The following is a 25,642-nucleotide window of genomic DNA, read 5'->3' on the forward strand; positions in this document are numbered from 1 at the left end:
GGCTCTCACTTGCCGTCAAATCATCCAGGAACAACTGCCGATAGATGAAGGAGCCCCGTGACCATTCCCGGTGTTCCCGCCCTCCCCGCCCAGCCACGACCCGGTCTCGACCCGAATCCGGACTGGTTCCGCACCGCGGTGTTCTACGAGGCGCTGCTGCGGTCCTTCGCGGACTCCGACGCCGACGGCGTCGGAGACTTCCGCGGTCTGGCCTCACGGTTGGACTACCTGGCCTGGCTGGGCGTGGATGCCATCTGGATCCCGCCCTTCTACCCCTCGCCCATGCGCGACGGCGGCTATGACATTGCCGACTACACCGGCATCGATCCCCGCTACGGGTCGATGGACGACTTCCGTGCCCTGGTGACGGCTGCCCATGAGCGGGGTATCCGCATTGTCGTCGACATGGTGCTTAACCACACTTCGGACGCCCACCCCTGGTTCCAGGCCTCCCGGCGCGACCCGGAGGGCCCCTATGGGGACTTCTACGTGTGGGCCGACGAGGAGACCGGCTATGCCGACGCCCGCATCATCTTCGTGGACACCGAGCACTCCAATTGGAGCTACGACGAGGTGCGCGGCCAGTACTACTGGCATCGCTTCTTCTCCCACCAGCCGGATCTGAACTATGACAACCCGGCCGTGGTTGAGGCGGTGCACGAGGTGGTGAGGTTCTGGGCTCGCACCGGGGTGGATGGGTTCCGTCTGGACGCGATCCCCTACCTGGTGGAGCGGGAGGGCACCAACTGTGAGAACCTGCCGGGCACGCATCACCTGATCGCCGGACTGCGCGCGATGCTCGACCGGGAGTTCCCCGGCACCATCACCATCGCGGAGGCCAACCAGTGGCCAGCCGACGTGGTGGAGTACTTCGGCAGCCCACAGGCCCCCGAATGCACCATGTGCTTCCACTTCCCCGTCATGCCGCGTATCTTCTCCTCGCTGCGCGAGGGTAAGGCCACGGCGATCCGCGAGGTGCTTCAGGCCACCCCGCCGATTCCGACGCACGGTCAGTGGGGCACCTTCCTGCGCAACCATGACGAGTTGACCCTGGAGATGGTCACCGACGCCGAGCGGGAACGCATGTACCACTGGTATGCGCCGCTAAAGCGCATGCGCGCCAATGTCGGGATCCGTCGGCGCCTGGCGCCGCTGCTGGGCGACTCACGCGCCGAACTGGAGTTGGCTCATGTGCTTTTGCTGTCCCTGCCCGGCTCGCCCTGCCTGTACTACGGTGACGAGATCGGCATGGGAGAGGACATCTGGCTGCCCGATCGCGATGCCGTGCGTACCCCCATGCAGTGGGATCATTCGGCGAATATGGGCTTCTCCGCCTGCGCGAACCCCGCCGCCCTGACACTGCCGCTGATCACCGCAGCCGGATACGCCGAACGCTGCGTGGCCGACGCACTGGCGGACCCCGACTCGCTGCTGCACTTCTTAAGGGGTGCACTGCGGGTGCGGCGCGAGCACCCCGTACTGGGGTGCGGGGACTTCCGCCTGCTGCCTGCCTCCGACGCCGCCGTACTGGCACACACCCGCACCGCTGCGCCGAACGATAAGTCCACCGGCGAGGTACTGCTGTGCCTGGCGAATCTGGCCGACCGCCCCTGCGAGGTGACTGTGGAGGTGCCTGAACTCGCCGGACGCACGGCCCGCTCCGTGTTGGCCTGTGATCCGTCGGCGCCGTCGCCCGCCGTCGACGCCCAGGGGTGTTTGACAGTTGTGCTGCCACCGCACGGCTACTGGTGGCTGGTGGCACCGCCCGAGGAGGGCCGATGAGCAGCCCGAGCACACCGTCCCCCCTGATCTGGCCCGACGATGCCGCCCTACTGCCGGCCTTGAAGACCTGGATGCGGCAGCGCCGCTGGTACCCGCTCAAGGGGGAGGCCGCCAAAGGTCCCTTGCGGATCGTGCACCGGTGGGAGCCGGTCGACGGGGTCCGCGACCTGCTGGCAGCGGTCCCCCGCGACGAGGGGGACCCGGTGCTGGTGCACGTTCCTCTGGTGCTGGAGCCGGCCTCCGCTTTGGCCGACTTCATTGCCGTAGACGAGGTCGAGGGCAATGCGGGATTCGTCATGCCCGGGCCCGACGGCGAGCCGGTAGCGCTGGTCGACGGCGCCCACCACCCCCGCTTCTGGCGTGCCTGGGCCCGCTCTGCCCTCGCGGCCGGAACGACACTAGGCGATATCGGAGCGCGGGCCATTGTCGAGCGCGCAGACCGGCTGCGGGTAACCACCGGGGAGCAGTCCAATACCTCCGTGGTAATGCCCGCCCCGGGGGACCGTCCGGCGGCTGGGGACACGGACGCTGCCGCCGGGGACCTGATCGTCAAGCTGTTTCGCGTGCTCGCGCCCGGACGTAACCCGGATGTGGAGGTGTCGGTAGCTTTGGCGCGTGACGGCTGGGACCGGGTGCGTACCCCGGTGGCCTGGACCACGCTGACATGGACCGATCAGGACACCGGCGCCGAGCAGACCGCGGATGGGGCCGTCGCCTGTACCTTCGTACCCCGCGCCGACGACGGCTTCGAACTGTTCTGTGCGCTCGCCGGCGCTGACGACTTCGACGGTCCAAAGCGTGCGCGTTCTCTCGCCCTGGCCCGCAATCTCGGCACCACGACCGCCCAGATGCACATACATCTGGCCGCCGCCCTGGGCACCAGCGAGCCGGATACTCCGGCTGTGCTGGCGCAGACGCTGCACGAGCGGGCCCAATGGGCCATGACCGAGGTGCCTGAGCTGGAGGAGCAGCTGCCGGGCCTGCGCAACCGCGTCGAGACGGTACTGGCCGAGCTTGCGTCCCTGGACCAGCTGGAGGCGGCCACACGGGTGCATGGTGACTACCACCTGGGGCAGGTGCTGCACGCCGTCGAGGAGGAGAACTGGTACGTGTTGGACTTCGAGGGTGAGCCGCTGCGTCCACTGGCTGAGCGCAGTCGCCCGGACCAGCCCCTGCGTGACGTCGCGGGCATGTTGCGCTCCTTCGACTACGCGGCCGAGGTGGGCCACGCCGCGCAACCAGACTGGTTGGGAGCCGTGCGCGGCGCCTTCCTGGATGGGTATTGGGCCACCGCTGCGGGAACTGCGCCCGGTCCTGGTCCGCGGCCTGATCAGCGAGAGGTCACACTGCTGAACGCCCTGGAACTAGACAAGGCCCTGTATGAGGCGGTCTACGAGGCCCGTAACCGCCCCGACTGGATCGCAATTCCACTGCATGGAATCGAGGTGATTCTAACCACCTGACACCCAGTTGTCTGGCGCCGCCGACGGCACTCGCGCGAGACACGTCCTCCACGCCGGGTTGCACCGGTATAAAGTCCCCCTTCAGCCGGTCACCGCATGGGAGAGTGAGAACATGACCGACGTCACCAGCCCCGAGCCCGCCCCCGAATCCAACAACGCCGCGCCGCCGGAGTCCACGGGCCCCGCACCCGTCCCGGTGGACCCCTGGGTCCTCGCGGATGTCGCCTACGCCCGTTACCACAATCCGCACGAGGTGCTCGGCGCCCATGTGGGAGCCGACGGCGTAACCATCCGCACCGTGCGCCACCTGGCCGACGCCGTCGTGGTAGTGACACCCGCGGGCTCCTTCCCCGCCCGGCACGAGCAGGACGGCGTGTGGGTCGCCGTCGTCCCCGGGGACGAGATTCCGGACTACCGGATCGAGGTGACCTACGGGGAGGAGACCATCACCGTCGACGACCCCTACCGGTTCCTGCCCACGCTCGGAGAGATGGACACCTACCTGATCTCCGAGGGCCGCCACGAGGAACTCTGGGAGGTCCTCGGCGCACACATCAAGCACTACTCCGGCACCATGGGGGACGTCGAGGGCGTCGCTTTCGCCGTGTGGGCCCCCAACGCCCGCGCCGTGCGCGTGGTCGGCGACTTCAACTACTGGGACGGTACGGCCTCCGCCATGCGCTCCCTGGGCGCCTCCGGAGTGTGGGAGTTGTTCATCCCCGGTGTGGGCGTGGGCGCCCGTTACAAGTTCGAACTTTGCTTCCAGGACGGCTCCTGGCACCAGAAGGCCGACCCCATGGCCCGTGCCACCGAGGTCCCTCCCGCCACCGCATCCGTAGTCACCGACCGCTTCCACGAGTGGGGCGATGAGGAGTGGATGTCCCGCCGCGCAGTCACCGACCCGCACTCCGGGCCGATGAGCGTCTACGAGGTGCACATCGGCTCCTGGCGGCAGGGGCTGGGATACCGGGGCCTGGCCGATGAGCTGGTCCCCTACGTCAAGGATGCCGGCTTCACTCACGTGGAGTTCATGCCGGTGGCCGAGCACCCCTTCGGCGGGTCCTGGGGCTACCAGGTCTCCGGCTACTACGCCCCCACCGCGCGCTTCGGAACCCCGGATGACTTCAAGTACCTGGTGGATAAGCTTCACCAGGCCGGCATCGGGGTTCTCCTGGACTGGGTGCCCGCGCATTTCCCCAAGGACGAGTGGGCGCTGGCGCGTTTCGACGGCACTCCCCTGTACGAGGACCCGGATCCGCAGCGCGGTGAGCACCCCGACTGGGGCACCTACGTGTTCAACTTCGGCCGCAATGAGGTGCGCAACTTCCTGGTGGCCAACGCCCTTTACTGGCTGGGCGAGTTCCACATTGATGGGCTGCGCGTGGACGCCGTCGCCTCCATGCTCTACCTGGACTACTCCCGTGAGGAGGGCCAGTGGCACCCCAACCAGTTCGGCGGCCGGGAGAACCTGGAGGCGATCAGCTTCCTGCAGGAGGCCACTGCCACCGCCTACCGGAAGAACCCGGGCACCGTCATGATCGCCGAGGAGTCCACCGCCTGGCCGGGGGTGACCGCCCCCACCGAGTACGGCGGTCTGGGCTTCGGCCTGAAGTGGAACATGGGGTGGATGAACGACACCCTGCGCTACCTGGCCGAGGAGCCCATCAACCGCCGCTACCACCACGGCGAACTGACCTTCTCCCTGGTGTACGCCTTCTCCGAACAGTTCATCCTGCCGCTGAGCCACGATGAGGTCGTGCACGGCAAGGGTTCGCTGCTGTCCAAGATGCCCGGCGACGCCTGGCAGGAACTGGCCGGCCTGCGCGCCCTGTACGCCTACCAGTGGTCCCACCCCGGTAAGCAGCTGCTGTTCATGGGCCAGGAGTTCGGGCAGGGCGCCGAGTGGAACTCGGACAACTCCCTGGACTGGTGGATCCTGGACGACCCGGGCCACACCGGCCTGCTGCGGCTGGTCAGCGACCTGAACGCCTTCTACAAGGACTCCCCCGCCCTGTGGTCGGACGACTTCTCCCACCGCGGCTTCGAGTGGATCGAGGCCGGTGACGGCGATCACAACGTGCTGTCCTACCTGCGCAAGGGAACCGGCCCGGACGGACGCTCGGACCTGGTGGCGGTGATCGTCAACTTCGCCGGCACCCCGCACGAGGGCTACCGGGTGGGCCTGCCCTTCGCCGGCGGCTGGGACGAGGTCATCAACACCGACGCCCCCGAGTACGGCGGCTCCGGCGTGGGCAACCTCGGGCACGTCGAGGCCGAAGAGCTGCCCTGGAACGGCCGCCCCGCCTCCGTACGGCTGCGGATCCCCCCGATGGGCGCCATCTTCCTGCGCCCGTCACGAGACTGAGGCTCTGAGGCGATAGCCGATCGCCCGCCCTCCTTAGACGTGTCGGGGCCGTCGCCTGGTGCGGCGGCCCCGACGCGTTTTGCCGGGCGGCTCCGGCGCGTCTCACACGTCCGCCCGGGGGTGGAGGATCGGCCCTTATGACGCCGTTTGACGACGTCTGCAGCCCGGACCGCGGCCACGACCACACCGGTGTGAGCAACAAACCTGCGCGGTGACGTTGCCGAGACCGGTATGGTCCGGATGCGTGCATGTATGCAGTCCCCGCCCCAAGCAGCGAGACCCGCGATATGTACTCATTTTCTGCCGTTGCACTCTCATCGCAACGGCGGCCTGTGTAGTCTGACAAGGGAAGAAGAATGACGCAGAACCTGGCCCAGACCGTACCCTCACAGGTCCGGTCCGCCTCGGGTCGTCCCGCCGGCGCCTCCACGCAGATGGAAGTGTGGCAGGGGCTTTCCGCGGCTGTCGTCGACGCCATAGCGGACGACTGGCACGCCACCGAGCAGAAGTATCGTGCCGGCAGGATGGAGCACTACTTCTCCGCCGAGTTCCTTGAGGGACGTGCCCTGCTGAACAACCTGACCAACCTCGGCCTGGTCGAAGAGGCCACCCGAGCCGTGAACGCCTTCGGCCAGAATCTCACCGACATCTTGGAGCAGGAGCCCGACGCCGCCCTGGGCAACGGCGGGCTCGGACGTCTGGCCGCCTGCTTCCTGGACTCCTGCGCAACCCTGGAGCTGCCGGTGGCCGGATACGGAATCCTGTACCGCTATGGCCTGTTCAAGCAGCTGTTCGAGGACGGCTTCCAGACCGAGCATCCGGACCCGTGGATGGAGGAGGGCTATCCCTTCGTCATCCGCCGTGAGGAGGCGCAGCGCATCGTCCGCTACGACGACCTGACCGTGCGCGCCGTTCCCTACGACATGCCGATCACAGGATACGGCACCAAGAACGTGGTCACGCTGCGGCTGTGGCGGGCCGAGCCCATGGAGGAGTTCGACTACGACGCCTTCAACTCCCAGCGCTTCACCGACGCCATCGTTGAACGCGAGCGCACCGCGGACATCTCCCGCGTGCTCTACCCCAACGACACCACCTATGAGGGCAAAGTCCTGCGGGTGCGCCAGCAGTACTTCTTCTGCTCCGCCTCCCTGCAGGAGATCGTGGACAACTATGTATCCCACCACGGCGAGGATCTGAGCGGCTTCGCCGACTTCAACTCCGTTCAGCTCAACGACACCCACCCGGTGCTCGCCATTCCCGAGCTCATGCGCCTGCTGATGGACGAGCACCACCTGGGTTGGGATGAGGCCTGGAGTGTAGTCACCAAGACCTTCGCCTACACCAATCACACGGTGCTGGCCGAGGCCCTGGAGACCTGGGAGATGTCGATCTTCGAGCGCCTGTTCCCGCGCATCACCGAGATCGTCCGGGAGATCGACCGTCGTTTCCGTCAGGACATGGCCAAGCGCGGCGTCGACCAGATGCGCATCGACTACATGGCGCCCCTGGCCGGTGACAAGGTCCGCATGGCCTGGATCGCCTGCTACGCCTCCTACTCCATCAACGGCGTGGCCGCGCTGCACACCGAGATCATCAAGCGCGACACCCTCAAGGAGTGGCACGACATCTGGCCCGAGCGCTTCAACAACAAGACCAACGGTGTGACCCCGCGCCGCTGGCTGCGCCAATGCAACCCGCGTCTGTCCGTGCTACTGGACGAGGTCACCGGTTCCGACGCCTGGGTCAAGGACCTGTCGCTGCTCGGCGCGCATACCGACGCCGCCGATGACGCGCTGCTGGACCGTCTGGCCGAGATCAAGCACGCCAACAAGGTGGACTTCGCCGCCTGGGTGGCTGAGCGCGAGGGCATCGAGATCGACCCCGACGCCATCTTCGACGTGCAGATCAAGCGTCTGCACGAGTACAAGCGCCAGCTGCTCAATGCGATCTACATCCTGGACCTGTACTTCCGCATGAAGGAGGACCCGTCACTGCAGGTGCCGCCGCGGGTGTTCATCTTCGGTGCCAAGGCCGCCCCCGGCTACGTCCGTGCCAAGGCGATCATCAAGCTGATCAACGCCATCGCGGAACTGGTGAACAACGACCCGGTGGTCTCTAAGACCCTTAAGGTCGTGTTCATTCACAATTACAATGTCTCCCCCGCCGAGCACATCATCCCGGCCGCCGACGTTTCCGAGCAGATCTCCATGGCCGGGAAGGAGGCCTCCGGCACGTCCAATATGAAGTTCATGATGAACGGCGCCCTGACCCTGGGCACGCTCGACGGCGCGAACGTGGAGATCCTGGACGCCGTCGGGGATGAGAACGCATACATCTTCGGTGCCACCGAGGACGAGCTGCCGGCCCTGCGCGCCACCTACGATCCGCACGCCACCTACGAGTCCGTCCCCGGCCTCAAGCGGGTACTGGATGCCTTCACCGACGGCACCCTGGATGACAACGGCTCCGGCTGGTTCGCGGATCTGCGCCGCAGCCTGCTGGAGGGTGGTGACGCCGACGTGTACTACGTGCTCGGTGACTTCGCCGCCTACCGGGAGACCAAGGACGCCATGGCTGCCGACTACGCCGACCAGCGCGCCTGGCAGCGCAAGGCGTGGGTGAACATCACCCGCTCCGGCCGCTTCTCCTCCGACCGCACCATCAGCGACTACGCCGAGGTGTGGGGTATCGAGCCGCAGCCGGTCGCCTGACGGCTACGAACTTGGGCCAGTAGCGACGGCGCCCGTCCCCGGCGAAGGGGGGCGGGCGCCGTCGTCGTGTCTGTCAGGCGATGCCCGGGGCGGAGAAGGCGGCCTGGAAGTCGGCGGCGAAGGCGTCCACCGCCAGCTCCACCTGCGGCAGGGCCAGCATGGCGTCCAACACGTCGGCACCAATGGTCGCGGTGTGAGCGCCGGCGGCTCCGGCGTCGGTGACTTGCTTGACGTTCTTGAAGCTGGCCGCCAAGATCCGCGTCGGCACCCCCTCCCGGTCTATGTCCTGGCGCAGTGCGCGGATCACCGCGTAGGGGTCCACGTCCGCATTGGACATGCGGTTGATGTACGGGGCGAGGCAGTCCGCCCCGGCCGCGGTCGCCAGCAGCCCCTGCGCCGTGGAGTAGATGGCCGTCGCGGTCACGCGAGCCCCCTGATCCTTGAGCCGCCGCATAGCCGGCAGCCCGGCCGCCGTCGTCGGTATCTTGATGAAGGTGGGCTCCCCCACCAGCTCGCGGATGGTGTCGGCCTCCCGCAGCATGCCCTCGGTGTCTCGGGCGACCACTTGCACGTGGAGTTCCCGGTCCCCGACCAGCTCCCGGATCGCACGCAGGTCGCCCTTGAAGTCCGTCAGGCCACCGGCCTTGAGAATAGACGGGTTCGTGGTGACCCCGATGAGGGGGAAGGAGTTCAGTGCCCGCTCGACCCGATCCAGCCGCGCATCGTCAATCAGGAACCGCATGGTCATCTCCTGCCTCGTCGTTGGATGCCGGCCGTCAGAGGGTCTGCTCGGTGCGGGCGATGATGTCGTCCTGGGTCTGCTTGGACAGCACCACGAAGAAGGCGCTGTAGCCGGCGACGCGAACGATCAGGTCGCGGTGCTGCTCGGGGTGCGCCTGGGCGTCCAAGAGCATGGCGCGGTCGACCACGTTGTACTGGACGTGGAAACCGTGGAGTCGGTTGAAGAAGGCACGCAGCATGGCGATGAGCTTCGCCCGATCCTCGGGCGCTGCCAGGATCTGCGGATTGACCTTCTGGTTCAGCAGCACGCCCCCGGTGATGCGCTCGGTGTCCAACTTGGAGACCGACTTGAACACCGCGGTCGGGCCGTTGACGTCGGCGCCGTGGCTCGGCGAGCAGCCCTCCGCGAGCGGCTGGCCGGCGTGACGACCGTCGGGGGTGGCCGCCGTGGAGGCGCCCTGCGGCACGTTCGCGGAGATGGAAGAGGTGCCTGCGTAGTAGGTCCCGCCTATCGGGCCACGCCCGTAACGGGAGTTCCTGTACTTGAAGATCTCGTCGATGTCGGTGGCGTAGGCCCGCACCAGCAGGTCGTCCACGTAGTCGTCGTCGTTGCCGTACTTGGGGGCGGCGACCAGGAGCTTACGGATCCGCTCACCCTCCTCTCCGGCGAAGTCGGACTGGAGGGCCTTCCACAGCTGGGCGCCGGTGATGGCGTGGTCCTCGAAGACGACCTTCTTGATGGCGGCCAGGGAGTCACCGAGGTTGGCGATGCCGACCTGGAGGCCGGAGACGAAGTCGTAGACGGCGCCGCCCTCCTTGAGGGTCTTGCCGCGGCCGATGCAGTCGTCCACCAGTCCGGAGCACAGCAGGTCGGGGACCTGGTGCTCCAGGGCGAGGTCGCAGGCGGCGTCCAGCACGATGCAGTTGCGCTGGAACTCGCGGATGGTGGAGTCCCACGCGGACATGACCTGGTCGAAGGAGGTCATGTCCCGCAGGTGCCCGCAGGCCGGCGCCAGTCGGGTTCCGGAGGCGGGGTCGACGCCGTCGTTGAGCGCAACCAGAAGCGCCTTGGGGAAGTTGAGGAAGCTCATGCCGGTGCAGCGGTATCCCCAGCGGCCCGGGACGGCGACCTCGACGCAGCCGATCGCCGAGTAGTCGTGGGCGTCCTCGGGGGCCACCCCGCGCTCAATCAGCGAGGGGATGATGACCTCGTCGCTGTTGAAGGCCGGCATGCCGGTACCCAGCCGCATGAGCTCGATGGCCTCGTTCATGAAGTTGTCGCTCAGGCCGTGGTGGTAGCGCACGGTCAGGTTCGGCTGGGGCAGGTGGGTCTGGGCCACGGAGGTGATGATGAGGTAGGACAGGTGATTGACGGCGTCCGAGCCATCGGCGTGCTGGCCGCCGATGGTGACGTTCTGGTACAGGGGGCTGCCGGCGGAGAACCGGGTGTGGCTCCAGGAGCGGATCTTGTTGACGGTGAAGGTCTTCAGCCACAGGTTGGTCAGCAGTTCGGTGGCGGAGGCATCGGTCTCACGGCCGGCCTCGAGGTCCTCACGTAGGAAGGGCCACAGGTACTGGTCCAGGCGCCCGTAGGACAGGGAGTGACCATTGGACTCGATTTGCAGGGCCACATGCACGAGCCAGATCGACTGCACGGCCTCGTGGAAGGTGGTGGCCGGGTGCTCTGGAGCAACCCGCAGCACGCGGGCCATCTCCCGCAGCTCGGAGCGGCGGTCCGGGGCGGTCTCGGCGGCGGCGAGCTGCTCGGCGAGGTCGGCGTAGCGGTGGGCGAAGGCGATGACGGCGTCGAAGACGACGATGAGGCTGTGGTAGAAGGGGGCCTGCTCGAGCTGTGCGGGGTCGGTCAGGTCCAGGGTGTCGAGCGCCTCCTGGGCGCGCCGCCGGTAGGTGGCCAGGCCGTCGGCGAGCAGGCGCCGGTAGTTGACGGCTATGTGGGCGTCCCCCGAGGTGATGTTGCCCTCGGGGTGGATGATGCCCAGGTCATAGAAGCGCTTGGAGTCCGCGGGCATGAGAGCCAGGGCGTGCTCCTTGAGGGTGCGGCCCCGCCAGAACGGGGCGATCTCCCGCAGCGTCTGCTTGGCCTCCTCGGAGATGGTGAAGCGGTCCCCGGGGCGCTTGCCGAACTCGTCGAGCTCGTCGATCACCCAGTCCATGGCGTATTCGGGCATGATGGGGGCGGCCCGGTTGGCGCTCGCCTGGTTGCCGGCCAGCCGGGAGGCGGGCTCGATGTAGATGGTCATCCGTTCGAGCACGTTCTTGAGCGTGAGGGCCCGGATCATGTTCAGGGGCTGATCGGCGTGGTCCCGGTAGGTCTGCGTAGTGATGACCGCGCGGTCAACACAGACACTGGGTTCGGTGTCCAGAATCTCCTCGCGCCAGGCGGCCATGCGGTCGGTGAGACCGCCGAAGTGGGGGCCGCCGCGGGCTGTGGGCGCGGATTGGGCAATGGTTGTCATGACGATTGTTCCTCTTCTAGCGTGCCCGCGCCCGTGCGGATCAAGGCCGTGGGCCTGGTGGTTGCGCCGGCGGTGGCGCTGTGGGTGGTGGTGGCGCCCGACGGCGATACGGTGAGGACCCGGACGCCGGAGTCGGTCAGCGCGGCGATCTGGGCGGGGTCTCCCGCCGCGTCGGTCCATACGGTGGACACGGCCGAGGCGGGCAGCAGCGGTACGGGCCCGTGTCCGCCGAGCTTCTCGGACTCAGTGACGACGACGACGTGTTCGGCCCGCTGGGCCAGCGCCCGTACGGCGGTGGCGCGCAGGTAGTCGCGTGCGGTGAAGCCGAGCTGGGCGGTGAAGCCGTCGGTGCCGACGAAGAGCCGGTCGACCAGGAACTGCTGCGCGCACAACTCAACCATGGGGCCGACCATGACGCGTGAGTCCGGCTGCTGCTCACCGCCCAGGAGGATGGCCCGAGTGGCAGGGAAGGCGCGCAGCCGATCGGCGATGAAGGCCGAGTTGGTGATGATCGTCGTGCCGGAGTGCTGGGTGGCGATCTGCTCAGCCAGCAGCGTGCAGCATGAGCCTGCTTCCACCATAACGGTTTCGCCGTCGTGGACGGTGCTGGCCGCGGCCCGGGCGATGCGCGCCTTGTCCGCGTAGTGGTAGGCGAGGCGGCCGGCCGGATCGTCCGCGGAGACCAGCACGGCGAAGCCGCGCTCCCGGCGGATCAGGCCGCGCGATTCCAGAGCGTCCAGGTCCTTGCGTATGGTGACGGCGGAGACCTCGGCCAGCTGCGCGAGTTCGGTGACGGCGACGCGCCCAGCGGCAACAATCGCCTCAAGGAGAGTGGTTTGACGGTTACTCATGGACTCCACCCCCCTTTCCTATCGTACGCAGCTGTGAAGCGCTTCGTTTGAAGCGTTGACACCACGCTAGACAGACCAGATGCTTCAAACATAGGTCCTTAGTCCTTCGTTCGCAAGTTATACTAGTTTCAAACGAAAGGACCTGGGTTATGGCCTCGCAGCCGCTCATCTCACCTAACGAGGCGTCCCATCGCGCGGACAACACCGCAGTTGTGTTCAACATTCAGCGCTTCTCGCTGCACGACGGGCCGGGCATTCGCACGGTTGTGTTCCTCAAGGGCTGCCCGCTGGCCTGCCCCTGGTGCGCCAACCCCGAGTCCATCAATCCCGGCATCGAGCAGCTCCTCGATCCCAGCACCGGTGAGGCGACCCCCGCGGGCAGGCCGCATACGCTGGCGGAGGTGCTCAAGGAGTGCGAGGCCGACCGGCCGTTCTTCGAGGAGTCGGGCGGCGGCGTCACGCTCTCGGGCGGCGAGCCGATGATGCAGCACGTCTTCGCGACGGCGCTGCTCCAGGAGCTGCAGCAACGCGGCATACATACCGCGATGGAGTCGACGGGGCATGTGGCGCCGCGCGTGTTCGACCGGGCACTGGACCACCTCGACCATCTGCTCATTGACATCAAGCATCATGAGCGCGATGCGCACAAGCGTTGGACCGGCGGCTACAGTGATCTGCCGTTGCGCAACCTGTCTCGTGCACTCGAGCGCGGCATCCGCACGCAGGTGCGCATCCCTGTCGTTCCCGGCGTCAACGACGCCCTCGACGACGCAACCGCCTTCGCCGCCCTGCTGTGCTCGCTCGGGGTCGAGCGCGTCCAGCTGCTGCCCTTCCACCAGTTCGGCGAGCGCAAGTACACGCTACTGGGACGTCCCTACCGCATGGCCGGAGTCCCGGCACTGCACCCCGAGGAGCTGACGGACTATCGCGACGCCATGGTGCGCGCAGGAGTCAATGCGTACTTCTAACAGGTCCCGCACAACAACCGATGCTGCGATGACGCAATACCGGTAATCGCTCAATACAGGTCAGTACAGGATGGTGGCCAGCTGGCGGCGGGCGCGGGCGACCTCCGGGGACGTGGCGCCGATGACGGCGAACAGTTCGAGCAGCCGCAGCCGGGCATGTTCGCGTTCTTCGCCGGCGTGAGCGCGCACGGCCTCCAGAGCGCGCCCCAAGCAGGCGTTCACGTCCCCCAGGGCGAGGGCCGCATCCGCCCCGGCGAGTTGGGCGTCCAAATCCGCGCCGGGAGCGTCGGCCGTGGCCAGCAGCGCAGTCGGGTCCTGCCCGTCCATGCGTGCGAGCAAACGAACCTGGTCACGGGCCGCCTTCAGCTCATCGTCGGCGGGCGAGTTGGCGATGGCGCGGTCGTAAACGGCCTCCGCCCCGGCCCAGTCACCGCGCTCAATAGCCTCACGTGCCTGCCGCTCGACCTCCGTCTCCTCCGGCTCATCCGGCGCACTCGGCTCGGCAGACTCAACGGCGATGCGTCCGTCAACACCGTTACGTGCGGCTACCTCCAGCAACTGGTCGAGCAGGGGGCGCAATTGCTCCTCCGGAATGCCCCCCTGGAACATGGGCACCGGTTGCCCGGCGATCAGAGCCACGACGGTGGGCACCGCCGTGGCCTGCAGCGCCTGCGCCACCTCCGGAGCGGCATCCACGTCCACACGAGCCAGCTGGAATCGTCCCGCATACTCGCCGGCCAAACGCTCCAGGACAGACGCCAGGTCCGTGGACGCCTGCGAACGGGAAGTGTGCAGCACAACCACCACCGGTACGCGAGATGACCCCTCCGCGACCTCACGCAAGTTCTGTGCGTCAACGTCGACGACGAGCCCACCCATACGTCCCGTCGTCGGTCCGGCATCCGCAGATGCGGCGGCGGAGGCGGCCCCCTGCTTGGGGGCTAGCGAGGACAGATCGACGGCACCGAACATGCTCATGATGGGCCTTTCCCGGGCTGTGCCCGCAGTTGTTCATTCGCTCGGTTACGAGTGGGAGCGTAGTCCTCACACGGGCAGACCGCCCTACCCGTTCGCCGGGGGCGTCAGTTCGCGGTCTGCGTGTTCTCGGCCGGGGCCTGAGAGTCGTCGCGGGATACCGAGGCGAGCACCAGGTCCATGCCCAGGGCGGTAGCTGAGGTATCGGCCTCGGCAGCCGGAATCAGGAAGGCGACCATGACGTCGTAGTTGGCAGTCACCGTGCCCGCCACCTCCTGATTGTCACCCATCAGGGCGCCGACCGTACTGTCGGCCAGCGAGAGGGTGGAGCCGGCCACTGTCTTCTTGTATACGGTGGCGAAGCTCAGCGTTGTCATGGTGATTACGCCGCCGTCGGCGGTGCGAAGACTCTTGAATCCGTCCGCACCCGCCTGGGCGGTCACACTGACTTCACCCGCATTGGACAGGTCAACGGCGCGTTCGGCCGCGATGCGCTGACGCAGGACGTCGTCGGCGAAGGCCTTGCCGTTTTCCCCGTCCGGTTTGTTGAGGGCGTCAACGTAGGCGTCAAGCACCTGCTGCGGGCTGGCCTTAAGACCGGTGGCGTCGTCGGCGGCGATCTGCTCGGTGCCGATCGCCGGAGCGTAGGTGGAGGGGATCTCCACACCGGCGAAGAACTGAGTCCAGCCCCACAGCTGGTAATTCTCGCGGGCGGAGTCCTGGGTGAGGGCGAGCAGATATCCCTGCTCGTTGTCAGCGAATTCCGTGATGGTCAGCACAGTGCGGGGGAAGTCGGTGGCCAGCGCGACGGTCCCGGCCTGGCTGTCGGTGGTGAAGACGTGTACGAAGGTGTCGTCCGAGGCGGCCTTGGCTACGGCGTACTCCTCACCGCGCACGCGGGCAGCCGGACCGGTGAGGTAGCCGGTCAACGCGTCCGCGTTCTTGTCCGCGTCTGCCGTGTTCAGGCCGGTCTGGATTCGTTTGAGGATCGCGGTGAGCCGGTCCGAGTCCAGCACCGGCTGAGGTGAGGCAGTGCCGGTGGCAGCCGCCTTCGTGGGCACGTCCTGAGAGCAGGCGGCGAGTGCAGCAGCGACTGCGGTCGCGGCCGCTGAGGTGAAGAAGGCACGGCGGCTGGTGTTCATGCGTGATGCTCCTGGTCGGACTCGTCGGTGGTTTCGTTCGTGCCGGAGGCGCCATCCTCAGGCTCGCCATAGGCGTCCACGGCGTCGACGCCGCTGGTCCGGGCGTATTCGGACAGACCGCCGAATCCCTCCCAGCTGAACTCAGCCGTCTCGGAGGCGACGTGCTCCGCCGGCTGCTGCGCGCCATCTATCTCCTGGCCGGAGACGGCGAAAGGTGTCCCGGTGTCCAGCTCACGAGTCGAGCGGTGGGCGGCAGTGGCCTGGGCATCCAGGCCCGGCACGACAGCGCTTCCCCGGGCCGGCCCGGAGGCCTCCACCGCGTCTGAGGCAGGCGAGGCCTCAGGAACAGCGGGTGCTTCGACGCCGCCCCGGTAGACGGCGCCGGTGCGGGGGTCGATCCATTCCTCACCGGTCCGCTCGGCGCGCTCCTTGTCACGCTGCTCGCGGCGAGTAAGGGGGCGATTCGGATCGCCGATGCTGGGGATCCCCACCGTGGCCACGGAATCGGCCTGCGCCATGCGGGCGGCGCGATCGGCGGCGCGGGCACGACGCTGCTCATCGGCATGACGCACCTGAATGTCGATCAGGAACAGGAACACACCCACGAGCAGCAGCAGACCGCCCAGGATCAGCCCGGGAATCAGCCAGGGGGTGGACACATGCCGCGGCCAGGACAGTGTCAGCTGGGGGGCGTTGGACGTTCCGTCGGTGGCGACCAGCGCGACAAGGTCAGAACCGGAGGTGTCCAGCTCGAGCGTGGCCGACCCGGTCCCTGTCTTCGTAGTCAGCCATAGGTCTGAATCCGCGGGATTGGCGCCGCTGTTCTCCAGTACGGTACAACCGTCCTCATCAGTCGCAGCGGTAGCCGTGGCATCAGCGGTGTTCTCGGCATCGGGGACCGAGGCACTAGCGGTCGCGGTGCTGTTCTCAGTGTTGTTCTCATCCTGCGGACAGGAGGTGGTAACCGCACTCGATGCGAGCGTGTCCCAGTCAGTCAGGCCGGTCACCACTGTGTAGGGATCCGAGGCGAGCCACGCATACACGTCCTGCGCGTGGCCGACGGCGATGAGCACCTGCTCGTCGGCGGATGCGGCCGTGGCCGACACTTCAACGTCGGTGTCGACAAGGCTCAGAACACCCGGCTCGGTGATTACATAGCGCTGGTCCGGGTTCTGGGCGAGGCTGGCACGGGCGGTTGAGTTCGGACGCCACACGGTGGCGGAACAGACTGCCAAGACAATGGCGATCAAGCCGAGAACGGCGATGATCACGCTCAGGATCCGTCGATTCACGACGTGGTTCTCCTAGGATTGGTGGACATGGACCCGCCGACTGAGGACGGCAGGCGTGCGAGACTCGCACGGACGTCGCAGGGACGACGCCTGAGGCGGCCGGGCTCCAGAATCCCATGACGGCCAACGGTTCGCACCGATCCCGACCAAGATCACAGGTTGCTGCGCCATAAGCGGAAACCTAGGGCCAGGTCGGGCGGTAGTCGGATTGCACCACGCAGGCGCCGATTCGATTCGCCCGCCAAGGCCTATGCGGGACCGGGCCGGGCGGTCGGCGAGGAAGGGCGATAACGGTGAGAGCCTGCCGATTCCATGCGAATTGGCCAGGGGCTACGCTGGGACGGTGGGGCCGTCCCGACCCGGCCCAGGAGGAGATTTGACGTGGCCGAGGACACCGAAGAGTTCGCCGTCACTATGCGCGGATACGACCGCGCGCAGGTGGATCAGCGATTGGAAGCGCTCAACCGCCAGTTGAGGGATGCCCGCAGAGAGGTCGCCAGCCTTGATCAACGGGCCATGACCCTGGCCGGCGAGCTTGCTGAGGCGCAGCGCCGTCTGCGGGAGACAGATAAGCCGACTTATGCCGGTCTGGGCTCGCGCATCGAGCAACTGCTTCGCAACGCCGAGGAGCAGAGCGCCTCCGTCCTGTCCAAGGCAAACGCTGAGGCCAATGCCCTACTGACACGCACCCGCGCGAATGCCGCGAATCTGTCTGAACGCAGCTCCTCCGAGGCGGCGGCACTCCTGTCGGATGCGCGCCGCGACGCCGCTGAACTTCGTACGCGATCCGAGAATGAGGCGGAGACCACTCTGGCCAATGCCCAGGCGCGTGCAGACGAGCTGGTGGGTACCGCCGAGCGGCGGGCCGCACAGATTTCCGCCGATGCCGAATCGGATGCCACCGAGTTGCGCGCGACAGCGGAGCGGGAGGCGCAGCTCGTACGTGCCGAGGCGAAGAAGGCCGCCGCAGAACTGGCCATCTCCTCCGAGCGCGAGACCACCGCCCTGCGTGCCGCGGCCACTCAGGAGGCGGAGGACCTGCGTCGCACGTCCTCAGAGCAGGCCGACGCCATCCTCGCCTCTGCGCGCGAGGAGGCCAACCTCACTGTCGAGAAGGCCCGCAGCGAGGCCGATGAACTCCTGACCACGGCGCGCCGCGAGTCCGAGGAACTGCGCCGAGTCGCACAGGCCGAGGCCGAGTCCGCACGCGCGGAGGCAGCCGAATTGCGTCAGCAGGCAACGCTCGATGTCGCCGCAGCGCACGAGGCCGCCGCAAAGGAGGATGCCGCCGCTCACGAGGAGACGCGTGCCCGCATCGCCGAGATGCACGAGCAGGCCCAAGCACAGGCCGCTGCAGCCGAGTCCCGATTGCAGGAGGCGCTAGAGCGTGCCGAGGCGGTGCGGGCCCAGACGGATCAGTCCGCGCAGGCGCGCCGTGAGGAGTCCATTCGTCAGGCGGAGGAGATTCTGCAACAGGCCCGGGATGAGGCGAAGCAGATGGTCGATGACGCCCGGGCCGACGCGGATGCTGAGAAGTCGGCGGCCGCCCGGGAGGTGGAGGAGCTGGAGCGTCAGCGCGACTCCGTGGCCAATTACTTGGACGAGATGCGCGGTGTTCTCGGCAATATCATTCCCCCCACACCGGTCTTCTCCGATGTGATCGCCGAGGTCGTGAACGTCGAAGGGGCAGATATCACGGCACCGGATGCGACGGCGGATGCAGCCGCCGATGACGCCGAAACGGACACTGTCCCCAACCGGGACCAGGCCGCAGCCGACACGAACGCGGCAGCGGATGCACCCGCAGTTGATCCGGACTCGGATGCCGATGCCACCGCCAATACCACCAACAAGCCGCGGACTCCACGCGGCAAGAAGCTGGTCTCCTGACGCACCACCCGTCGGAGCCGGGCTCCGCCGCCAGAGTCCGGCTCCGACGCTCTGGCCCTGCCTGTCATCCGCTGCAGGTGCCGATCAGGGCCAGGCCCGACGGACCATGTCGAGCGTGTCATCCACGGACACGCCCAGGGCGTGCATGGTAGTGACAAAACGCTGTACCTCACGTTCACTCGCCGCCCCCGACTGGTCCCGGACGAATGTGCCGCGACGACCACGTCCTTCGATGTACCCCTGGATCTCGAGTGCCCGATAGGCCTTCGCCGCCGTATTGACGGCGATGTTCAGATCGGTGGCGAGCGCACGCGTGGGAGGCAGACGGGTACCTGCCGGCAGGATGCCAGCATCGATGTCAGCACTGACAGCTGCGCAGATCTGCGAGAAGACCGGCACCGTGGAGCTTGGGTCCAGGCGGATGTCGAGCGGGGCGAACCGGGGCATGGATATCGACGGCGCGGTCGGTTTGGAAAGGTGTTGCGGGGGCTGAGCGGGCGTGTCCATGCTTCTAGTGTGCGACAACAATGCGAGTTACACCACACTTACGCCGCGTCTCGTAGGCTATACGCATGCCCCTCTCCGATACCGACTCCTTCCCCGCACGCTCCACATCCGGCACCGATGACCGCTTGGAGTCACCAGGGTCCGCCGACGTCGCGCATGCCGGCAGGCCGGAGGCTGACTGGGCGCAACGCCGTCGTGACGCGGCCTCGGAGCGGGCCCGCATGCTTGCGGCGCGGCAGGATGCGGAGCACCGACGAGCCGCGCGCATCGTGTCCTTGTTCGTCGCTGTGGCCGAGGCGGAGGGACTAGAGGCGGCACCGCTGCGGGTGCGGGGCTACGGGGGCGGGTCGGCGCGTACCCCGCTGAACGGCTGGTATCTGCGCCAGGACCAGTCGGTGGCGATTGACACTGCGGGTCGCTTCTACATCCTCACCCGGTCACTCAGTATGCGCGATCGACTGTTCGGGGTGACGCCTACAGAAGAACCGGTGCCCATGACAATCGGCGAAGGCGGACGCGACGGGGACATCGTGCCGCTGCGCACCGCTCTGGACCGGCTGCTACCGGGCTGGGAGAAGCGCTCCCCCGATCCCCTGGCCTGAAACCGCTCTTGTCACCACAGGCCACGTTCCCAGCAGGAGGTGTGCCAGTGGCGCCGCTCCTCAAGGCCGCGTTCAGGGCCGAACAACGACTCGTTGCTCCAAGCCACGATATGCGGAGTACCGGCGGGAATCGTCTGGTTACAGCCCGGGCAGATGTAGGGCTTCCCCCCTCCTCGTACCTGCCGCACGGTGAACTGCGCACCCCCGGGGCCGGCCTGAGTACGTGGCAGGGAGGACAGGCGGTCCATGTCAAGGGGCCTGTGCCCCGCCCCGTAGGGCCTTTTGGAGCTGCGGGATCCTCGACGTGCCATGGAGACGACTGTAGCGCGCCGACCACTTCAACCGATATCGGGACGTGACTTCGAGCGGTCTCGGTGCAGGCGGGTGCGGGAACGCCTGCGTTCAGCCTTTCACGGAGCCGGCCATCAGGCCGCCGACGAAGTACTTGCCGAGGAAGATGTATACCAGCAGCGTCGGCACGGAGGCGATCAGCGCGCCGGACATTGAGGCGCCGTAATCGGCCATGATCGAGCCGTGCGCCAGGTTGTTCAGCGCCAGCGTAACCGGTCCGGACTGAGCCCCGCCGCCGAAGAACAGGGCGAATAGGAAGTCGTTCCAGGCACTGGTGAACTGCCAGATGATCACCACCACGAAGCTGGGCACCGAGATGGGCAGCACTACCGAGAAGTAAGTGCGCAGCATCCCGGCTCTTCGCGTTTGAGGGTGTGGTTGGTGGCTTGCGTCCCGGTTAACGCGAAAACTAAGGACCCCGACTCCGCAGCGGAGCCGGGGTCCCGAGATCGCCAGCGACCGGACTCAGATCAGGCCCATGTCGGCGACGGCGTTCTTCTCCTCGACGAGTTCCGCAGCGGAGGCGTCGATCTTCGTACGGGAGAAGTCGTCGATCTCCAGGCCCTGAACGATCTTCCACTCCCCGTTCTCGGCAGTGCAGGGGAAGGAGGAAATGACGCCCTCGGGGACCCCGTAGGAGCCGTCGGACATGACCGCCGCCGAGGTCCACGCCGAGGTGGTGCCCAGGCACCAGTCGCGGACGTGGTCGATGGCGGCCGAGGCGACCGAGGCGGCCGAGGAGGCGCCGCGGGCCTCAATGATGGCAGCGCCGCGCTTGGCGACGGTGGGGATGAAGTCATCCTCCACCCACGTACGGTCGGCCAGAATGTCGGTGACCGGCTCTCCCTTGATGGTCGCCTGCGTCAGGTCGGGGTACTGGGTGGTGGAGTGGTTGCCCCAGATGGTGACTTTGTCGATGTCGGAGACGTGGCAGTTGGCCTTAGCGGCCAGCTGGGCCAGGGCCCGGTTGTGGTCCAGGCGGGTCATCGCGGTGAAGCGGGAGGCCGGGATGTCGCCGGCGTGTGAGGCGGCAATGAGCGCGTTGGTGTTGGCGGGGTTGCCGACCACGAGCACCTTGATGTCGTCGGCGGCGCCGGCGCCGAGAGCCTCACCCTGGGGGCCGAAGATGCCGCCGTTGGCGGACAGCAGGTCGGAGCGCTCCATGCCGGCCTTGCGCGGCATGGAGCCGACCAGGAAGGCGATATTGGCGCCCTCGAAGGCCTGCTTGGGGTCGTCGAAGATGTCGACGGTGCCGAGCGTGGAGAAGGCCGAGTCGAACAGCTCCATGGCAGTCCCCTCGGCAGCCTTGACGGCCTGCGGGATCTCGAGCAGACGCAGGTTGACGCGCTGGTCGGGGCCGAGCAGCGCGCCGGAGGCGATGCGGAACAGCAGCGCATAGCCGATATTGCCGGCGGCGCCGGTGACGGTGATGTTGACGGGGGCGTTGGCCATGAAGGACTCCTTCGAGACGATCGGTTGGGGCCCCGGGGGGCCGGTGCGCCAAGCCTATGCCGTGACCTGAGCGAGTGGTTAGGACAATGGCCGGAGCGGCCGCCGCCGGCCGGGGAGATCTGGGCGACATCTCGACAGCGGGGTCCGGTCAGGTCTGCACGAACCACCCGCCGACACCCGCCACACTACGAGCCCCACCCCCGAAGAGGCGCACCCAAGGCTCTCAACAGTCTCAAACGCGCCGCCAAGCAGACGGGGCTGGACCGCCGTACCCCCGTTTTACGGTCGTAGCCGGCGGCGATAAGGGCTAGCGCGCAGTGTGTCAGCGGCTTACGGCATTGGGACCGGCCGCGGCGGCCGATGCCTTCAACTCCTCGGCGCTGACCACCCCGTCAATGCTGACCCGGTCCAGGTACTTCATGCCATCGAAGGCGAGCTCGCGGGTGTTCTCCGGGTCGCCCTCGGGGCCGATGCGGCCGTGGGCGAGCCGGTCGACGACGATTGCAATGGCGCCGTCGCCGGTGACGTTGGTGGCCGTACCGAAGGCGTCCAGGGCGATGTAGGTGGCGATCATGAGGCCGACCTGGGCGTCGTCGAAGCCGAGCATGCTGGACAGCAGGCCGGTGGCAGCCATGATCGCGCCGCCGGGCACGCCCGGGGCGGCCACCATGGTGATGCCGAGCATGAAGATGAAGCCGATCCACTGGGCGGCGGAGACGCTGATGCCCTGTGTCAGGGCGATGGCGAAGGCGAAGGCGAAGATCTTAGAGGTCGAGCCGGCCAGGTGGATGGTGGCGCACAGCGGTACGGTGAAGGAGGCGACGGCGTCGGCCACCCCGTTCTTGCGGGCCTGCCGCAGTGTCACCGGGATGGTGGCGGCCGAGGAGGAGGTGCCCAGCGCCGTCAGGTAGGCGGGCAGCATGGTGACCAGCGCCTTGAGGGGGTTCTTCCGCCCAACGGCGCCGGCAACCAGATATTGAATGCCGAGAATCACCACCTCCAGCGCCAACACCACCACTACCACGCGCAGCAGCGTGTGCATGATCGCCCAGGCCTCGCCGGTGTAGGTCAGGTTCAGGAAGATGCCGAAGATGTGCAGGGGCAGCAGCGGGATGATGATCCGTTCGATCAGGGCGGTGATGATGGCCCGGAACTCGATGAAGCCCTTGCGCATGACCCCGCGCGGCACCATGGACAGTCCGATGCCGATCACGAAGCTGAGCAGCAGCGCGGTCATGACGCTGACCGGGGCGGGCATCTCGACGCTGAAGTAGGTCTCCAGGGCGCTGCCGGGCTCCTCGACGTCGCTGAGTGTGGTCCCGGTGAGCACCGGCGGGAGGATCGCAGCGCACGCCAGGTAGGTGACGAAGCCGGCGAATAGGGTGGAGCTGTAGGCGATGGCGGCGGTGACGGCGAGCCAGCGGCCGGCTCCCCGCCCCAGGTCGGCGATTGCAGGGGTGACCAGGCCGATGATGATCAGCGGGATGGAGAAGCTCAGGAACTGGCTGAACAGGTCGGAGAAGGTTACGAAGATCCTCCCGATCGGGACGGGCACGAGGTGCCTGCCGCCCACCTGGATGGACCCGAGCAGCAGCGCCAGGATGATGGCGGCCAGCACCCACACCAGGATGCCGCCACGGGCGAGGAACCTACGGACGGGTCCCGAGGACGACTGCTCTTCGGTACGTTCGGGACGCGGGGATGGATTGCTCATTGGCTGCCTTCCGGCTGGAATCGGTCGGTCGGTGACCGCTTGCTGGGCGGAAGAATGCCACAGCCTCCCCGTCCTGTGCGCGACGATATCGCCCAGTGGCCCCCCCACCAGGGCAGCCGTGGAAGCAGGCCGCCCGGCCGAGCCGTTCAGCGCACGCGAGGCAGATTCGCGTAGTAGGACAGGAAGAACAGGCCGATGGCGAGCGCCGCTCCGAAGACCACGTCGAAGGTGCGTCCGCGGGCGCCGATCCAGGTGCCGTCGGGCCGTTGGATCCGGATGACGGCCAACGCCGCCACCTCCAGACCGAGCCAGATCACGGCCAGCCGACGATGTCCCAGCAAAGACAGCACCGGCACGGCGGCTAGACACACGGAGACGGCGACCACGGCAAGAGTCCGATACCGCTGCTGCCGTTCGGGGCAGTTGCCCTGGGCACCGCCGTCCGGGCCGACGGCGGTGGCATCGGCCCGCTCATGGGTCGACGGCGTTCCGTCGAACGCCCGGTTCTGGTCGGTCACGGCGGCTACTTTAGCCCGTCGGCAGCCAGCCGCGGCAAGGCACGAGCATCAGTGGGCGAAATGGCGGGTACCGGTCAGATACATGGTCACCCCGGCCGCCTGTGCGGCAGCAATGACCTCTGCGTCACGGATGGAGCCACCCGGCTGAACCACGGCGCGCACACCGGCGTCAATAAGCACCTCAAGCCCGTCAGCGAAGGGGAAGAACGCGTCTGATGCGGCCACAGCGCCGCGGGCCCGCTCGGGCGCCGGGGCGCCGGCGAGTTCCACATCGGCGGCGGCATCCCCGGTGGCGCGCTCACCCAGGGTGTTGGCGCGTTCCACGGCCAGCTTGCAGGAGTCGACGCGGTTCACCTGTCCCATACCGACGCCCACGGTCGCACCGTCCCGGGCCAGCAGGATGGCGTTGGAGCGTACGGCGCGGACCGTGCGCCAGGCGAAGGCCAGGTCCGCGAGGGTGGCGGCGTCGGCGGCCTCCCCGGCCACCAGTTCCCAGTCGGCCGGCTCATCCCCGGGGGCATTGATGTAGTCGTGCTGCTGGATGACTGCGCCTCCGGAGATCCGTTTGATCTCCCAACCGCCGCGCTCGGGCGGGGCGACGACGAGTACGCGCAGGTTCTTCTTGGCCGTCAGGATCTCCAGGGCCTCCTCCGCGTAGCCCGGGGCGGCGATGACCTCGGTGAAGATCGGCTTGATCTGTCGGGCCATGGCGGCGGTGACGGGGGCGTTGGCGGCGATCACGCCGCCGTAGGCGGACACCGGGTCGCAGGCGTGGGCCTTGCGATGGGCCTCGGCCACGTCGCCCGCCGCGGAGACGGCCACGCCGCAGGGATTGGCGTGTTTGATGATCGCCACGCAGGTGGCCTCGCCGTGGTCGTATGCGGCCCGCACCGCAGCGTCGGTGTCGGTGTAGTTGTTGTAGCTCATGGCCTTGCCGGACAGTTGCACGGCCCCGGCCACACCCTGCCCCGATGCGGCACCGAAGGTGGTGTAGACGGCGGCCCGCTGATGGGGGTTCTCCCCGTAGCGCAGAACGTTCCGGCGCGTATAGGCATCCCCGACATAGGCGGGCGGCGCGGGCGCGGCGCCGTCGGGCGCCTCGGCCTCGACTTGCCCGGCGAACCAGGAGGCGACGGCGGTGTCATAGGCCGCCGTGTGGGCGTAGGCGGCTGCCGCCAGGGCGCGACGACGTTCAAGGTCGAATCCCCCCGCGGCGACAGCCTCCACGACCTCCTCATAGCGGGCCGGGTCTACCACCACCGCCACCGAAGGATGGTTCTTGGCGGCGGCCCGCACCAGCGCCGGGCCGCCGATGTCTATCTGCTCCACGCAGGCGTCGAAGTCGGCGCCGGAGGCGACCGTCCGGTTGAAGGGGTAGAGGTTGACCACCACCAAGTCGATCGGGGCGGCCTCCAAGTCCGCCAACTGGGCCACATGTTCGGGTCGGCGGCGGTCGGCGAGGATACCGGCGTGAATCCGCGGGTGCAGGGTCTTGACGCGCCCGTCCAGGCACTCTGGAAAGCCGGTGACATCCTCGACGGCGGTCACGGGCAGGCCTGCGGCCGCGATCACTGCGGCGGTGGAGCCGGTTGAGATGATCTCGACGCCCTGAGCGGTCAGGGCGGCAGCCAGCTCACGCAAACCGGTCTTGTCGTATACCGAGACCAGGGCGCGACGGATTGGCATGCGACCGGCGCCGGTAGGGATGGCGGGGTCGGCGGTCGCTGACGGGGTCCGAGCGGTCATGAATGCTCCTAGTTTTGCCGGTGGCGGCGGGACGCCCAGGCGGGCGACGCCCCGTTGAGGGTTACCGGTGTCCGGCCGGCCGCTCCCCGGTG

At 67.6% G+C, this 25,642-nt stretch carries 19 protein-coding genes and 1 pseudogene; 7 read left to right on the forward strand and 13 right to left on the reverse strand.

Features of this window, described 5'->3' with window-relative positions:
* The first annotated feature begins 57 nt into the window (after window positions 1-57).
* The 4 genes from treS to Q4A20_RS03880 all read left to right on the forward strand — a co-directional run bounded on the left by treS (window position 58) and on the right by Q4A20_RS03880 (window position 8,324).
* Window positions 58-1,782, forward strand: a complete 1,725-nt coding sequence (gene treS / locus Q4A20_RS03865; protein ID WP_303120521.1) for a maltose alpha-D-glucosyltransferase — start codon at window positions 58-60, stop codon at window positions 1,780-1,782.
* Entirely contained in the window at window positions 1,779-3,245 is a 1,467-nt protein-coding gene (locus Q4A20_RS03870; RefSeq protein ID WP_303120523.1) for a 1,4-alpha-glucan branching protein, read from the forward strand. Before treS ends, Q4A20_RS03870 begins: the two co-directional genes overlap by 4 nt.
* A gap of 112 nt (window positions 3,246-3,357) precedes the next feature.
* Window positions 3,358-5,610 carry a 1,4-alpha-glucan branching protein GlgB gene (glgB, locus tag Q4A20_RS03875; RefSeq protein ID WP_303120525.1) on the forward strand — a complete coding sequence of 751 codons (2,253 nt, stop codon included), beginning with the start codon at window positions 3,358-3,360 and terminating at the stop codon, window positions 5,608-5,610.
* Between the two features lie 356 nt (window positions 5,611-5,966).
* Window positions 5,967-8,324: a glycogen/starch/alpha-glucan phosphorylase gene (locus Q4A20_RS03880; protein ID WP_303120527.1), complete on the forward strand. Its 2,358-nt coding sequence runs from the start codon at window positions 5,967-5,969 to the stop codon at window positions 8,322-8,324.
* A 73-nt stretch (window positions 8,325-8,397) separates the two neighbouring features.
* Here Q4A20_RS03880 and Q4A20_RS03885 read toward each other — a convergent pair whose 3' ends face one another.
* Genes Q4A20_RS03885 through Q4A20_RS03895 form a run of 3 tightly spaced genes read right to left on the reverse strand, consistent with a single transcriptional unit; the run spans window position 8,398 to window position 12,393 of the window.
* Window positions 8,398-9,066: a fructose-6-phosphate aldolase gene (locus Q4A20_RS03885; RefSeq protein ID WP_303120529.1), complete on the reverse strand. Its 669-nt coding sequence runs from the start codon at window positions 9,064-9,066 to the stop codon at window positions 8,398-8,400.
* Between the two features lie 34 nt (window positions 9,067-9,100).
* Window positions 9,101-11,542 (reverse strand): glycyl radical protein, encoded by a 2,442-nt coding sequence (locus tag Q4A20_RS03890; protein ID WP_303120530.1) that lies wholly within the window; start codon window positions 11,540-11,542, stop codon window positions 9,101-9,103.
* Window positions 11,539-12,393, reverse strand: coding sequence for a DeoR/GlpR family DNA-binding transcription regulator (locus Q4A20_RS03895; RefSeq protein ID WP_303120532.1), 855 nt, complete (start codon window positions 12,391-12,393; stop codon window positions 11,539-11,541). Before Q4A20_RS03895 ends, Q4A20_RS03890 begins: the two co-directional genes overlap by 4 nt.
* 149 nt (window positions 12,394-12,542) lie before the next feature.
* Here Q4A20_RS03895 and Q4A20_RS03900 point away from each other — a divergent pair, with 149 nt between their 5' ends.
* On the forward strand, window positions 12,543-13,361 hold the full coding sequence (locus tag Q4A20_RS03900; protein ID WP_303120534.1) for a radical SAM protein: 819 nt from the start codon (window positions 12,543-12,545) through the stop codon (window positions 13,359-13,361).
* A gap of 60 nt (window positions 13,362-13,421) precedes the next feature.
* On the opposite strand, the gene Q4A20_RS03905 is transcribed toward Q4A20_RS03900, so the two are convergent.
* The 3 genes from Q4A20_RS03905 to Q4A20_RS03915 all read right to left on the reverse strand — a co-directional run bounded on the left by Q4A20_RS03905 (window position 13,422) and on the right by Q4A20_RS03915 (window position 16,770).
* Entirely contained in the window at window positions 13,422-14,339 is a 918-nt protein-coding gene (locus tag Q4A20_RS03905) for a tetratricopeptide repeat protein (protein ID WP_303120535.1), read from the reverse strand.
* 104 nt (window positions 14,340-14,443) lie between these two features.
* Window positions 14,444-15,478 (reverse strand): hypothetical protein, encoded by a 1,035-nt coding sequence (locus Q4A20_RS03910; protein WP_303120536.1) that lies wholly within the window; start codon window positions 15,476-15,478, stop codon window positions 14,444-14,446.
* Window positions 15,475-16,770 carry a hypothetical protein gene (locus Q4A20_RS03915; RefSeq protein WP_303120538.1) on the reverse strand — a complete coding sequence of 432 codons (1,296 nt, stop codon included), beginning with the start codon at window positions 16,768-16,770 and terminating at the stop codon, window positions 15,475-15,477. Before Q4A20_RS03915 ends, Q4A20_RS03910 begins: the two co-directional genes overlap by 4 nt.
* Before the next feature lie 381 nt (window positions 16,771-17,151).
* Between Q4A20_RS03915 and Q4A20_RS03920 the strand changes: the two genes are divergently transcribed.
* Entirely contained in the window at window positions 17,152-18,660 is a 1,509-nt protein-coding gene (locus Q4A20_RS03920) for a DivIVA domain-containing protein (RefSeq protein ID WP_303120540.1), read from the forward strand.
* Between the two features lie 84 nt (window positions 18,661-18,744).
* Here the strand turns inward: Q4A20_RS03920 and Q4A20_RS03925 are convergent, their stop codons facing one another.
* A complete protein-coding gene (locus Q4A20_RS03925) occupies window positions 18,745-19,167 on the reverse strand; it encodes a GntR family transcriptional regulator (RefSeq protein ID WP_303120543.1) in 423 nt (140 codons plus the stop codon).
* 65 nt (window positions 19,168-19,232) lie between these two features.
* Between Q4A20_RS03925 and Q4A20_RS03930 the strand changes: the two genes are divergently transcribed.
* On the forward strand, window positions 19,233-19,769 hold the full coding sequence (locus tag Q4A20_RS03930; protein WP_303120545.1) for a hypothetical protein: 537 nt from the start codon (window positions 19,233-19,235) through the stop codon (window positions 19,767-19,769).
* An 11-nt stretch (window positions 19,770-19,780) separates the two neighbouring features.
* On the opposite strand, the gene Q4A20_RS03935 is transcribed toward Q4A20_RS03930, so the two are convergent.
* From Q4A20_RS03935 to purH, 6 genes and pseudogenes are all read right to left on the reverse strand, one after another.
* The gene (locus Q4A20_RS03935; RefSeq protein ID WP_368502427.1) at window positions 19,781-20,017 is read right to left on the reverse strand and encodes a hypothetical protein; all 237 of its coding nucleotides are present in this window, start codon (window positions 20,015-20,017) and stop codon (window positions 19,781-19,783) included.
* 154 nt (window positions 20,018-20,171) lie between these two features.
* Window positions 20,172-20,477 (reverse strand): annotated as a pseudogene (locus Q4A20_RS03940) (ABC transporter permease subunit); the annotation flags it as partial.
* A 108-nt stretch (window positions 20,478-20,585) separates the two neighbouring features.
* Window positions 20,586-21,572, reverse strand: coding sequence for a malate dehydrogenase (locus Q4A20_RS03945; protein ID WP_303120550.1), 987 nt, complete (start codon window positions 21,570-21,572; stop codon window positions 20,586-20,588).
* Between the two features lie 322 nt (window positions 21,573-21,894).
* Window positions 21,895-23,286, reverse strand: a complete 1,392-nt coding sequence (locus Q4A20_RS03950) for a dicarboxylate/amino acid:cation symporter (protein WP_303120553.1) — start codon at window positions 23,284-23,286, stop codon at window positions 21,895-21,897.
* Window positions 23,287-23,432: 146 nt separating this feature from the next.
* Window positions 23,433-23,804: a hypothetical protein gene (locus tag Q4A20_RS03955; RefSeq protein ID WP_303120556.1), complete on the reverse strand. Its 372-nt coding sequence runs from the start codon at window positions 23,802-23,804 to the stop codon at window positions 23,433-23,435.
* A 48-nt stretch (window positions 23,805-23,852) separates the two neighbouring features.
* Window positions 23,853-25,550, reverse strand: coding sequence for a bifunctional phosphoribosylaminoimidazolecarboxamide formyltransferase/IMP cyclohydrolase (purH, locus tag Q4A20_RS03960; RefSeq protein ID WP_303120559.1), 1,698 nt, complete (start codon window positions 25,548-25,550; stop codon window positions 23,853-23,855).
* Window positions 25,551-25,642 lie beyond the last annotated feature (92 nt).

The sequence above is a fragment of the Actinomyces sp. genome (genome assembly GCF_030530635.1).
Lineage (GTDB): Bacteria > Actinomycetota > Actinomycetes > Actinomycetales > Actinomycetaceae > Actinomyces.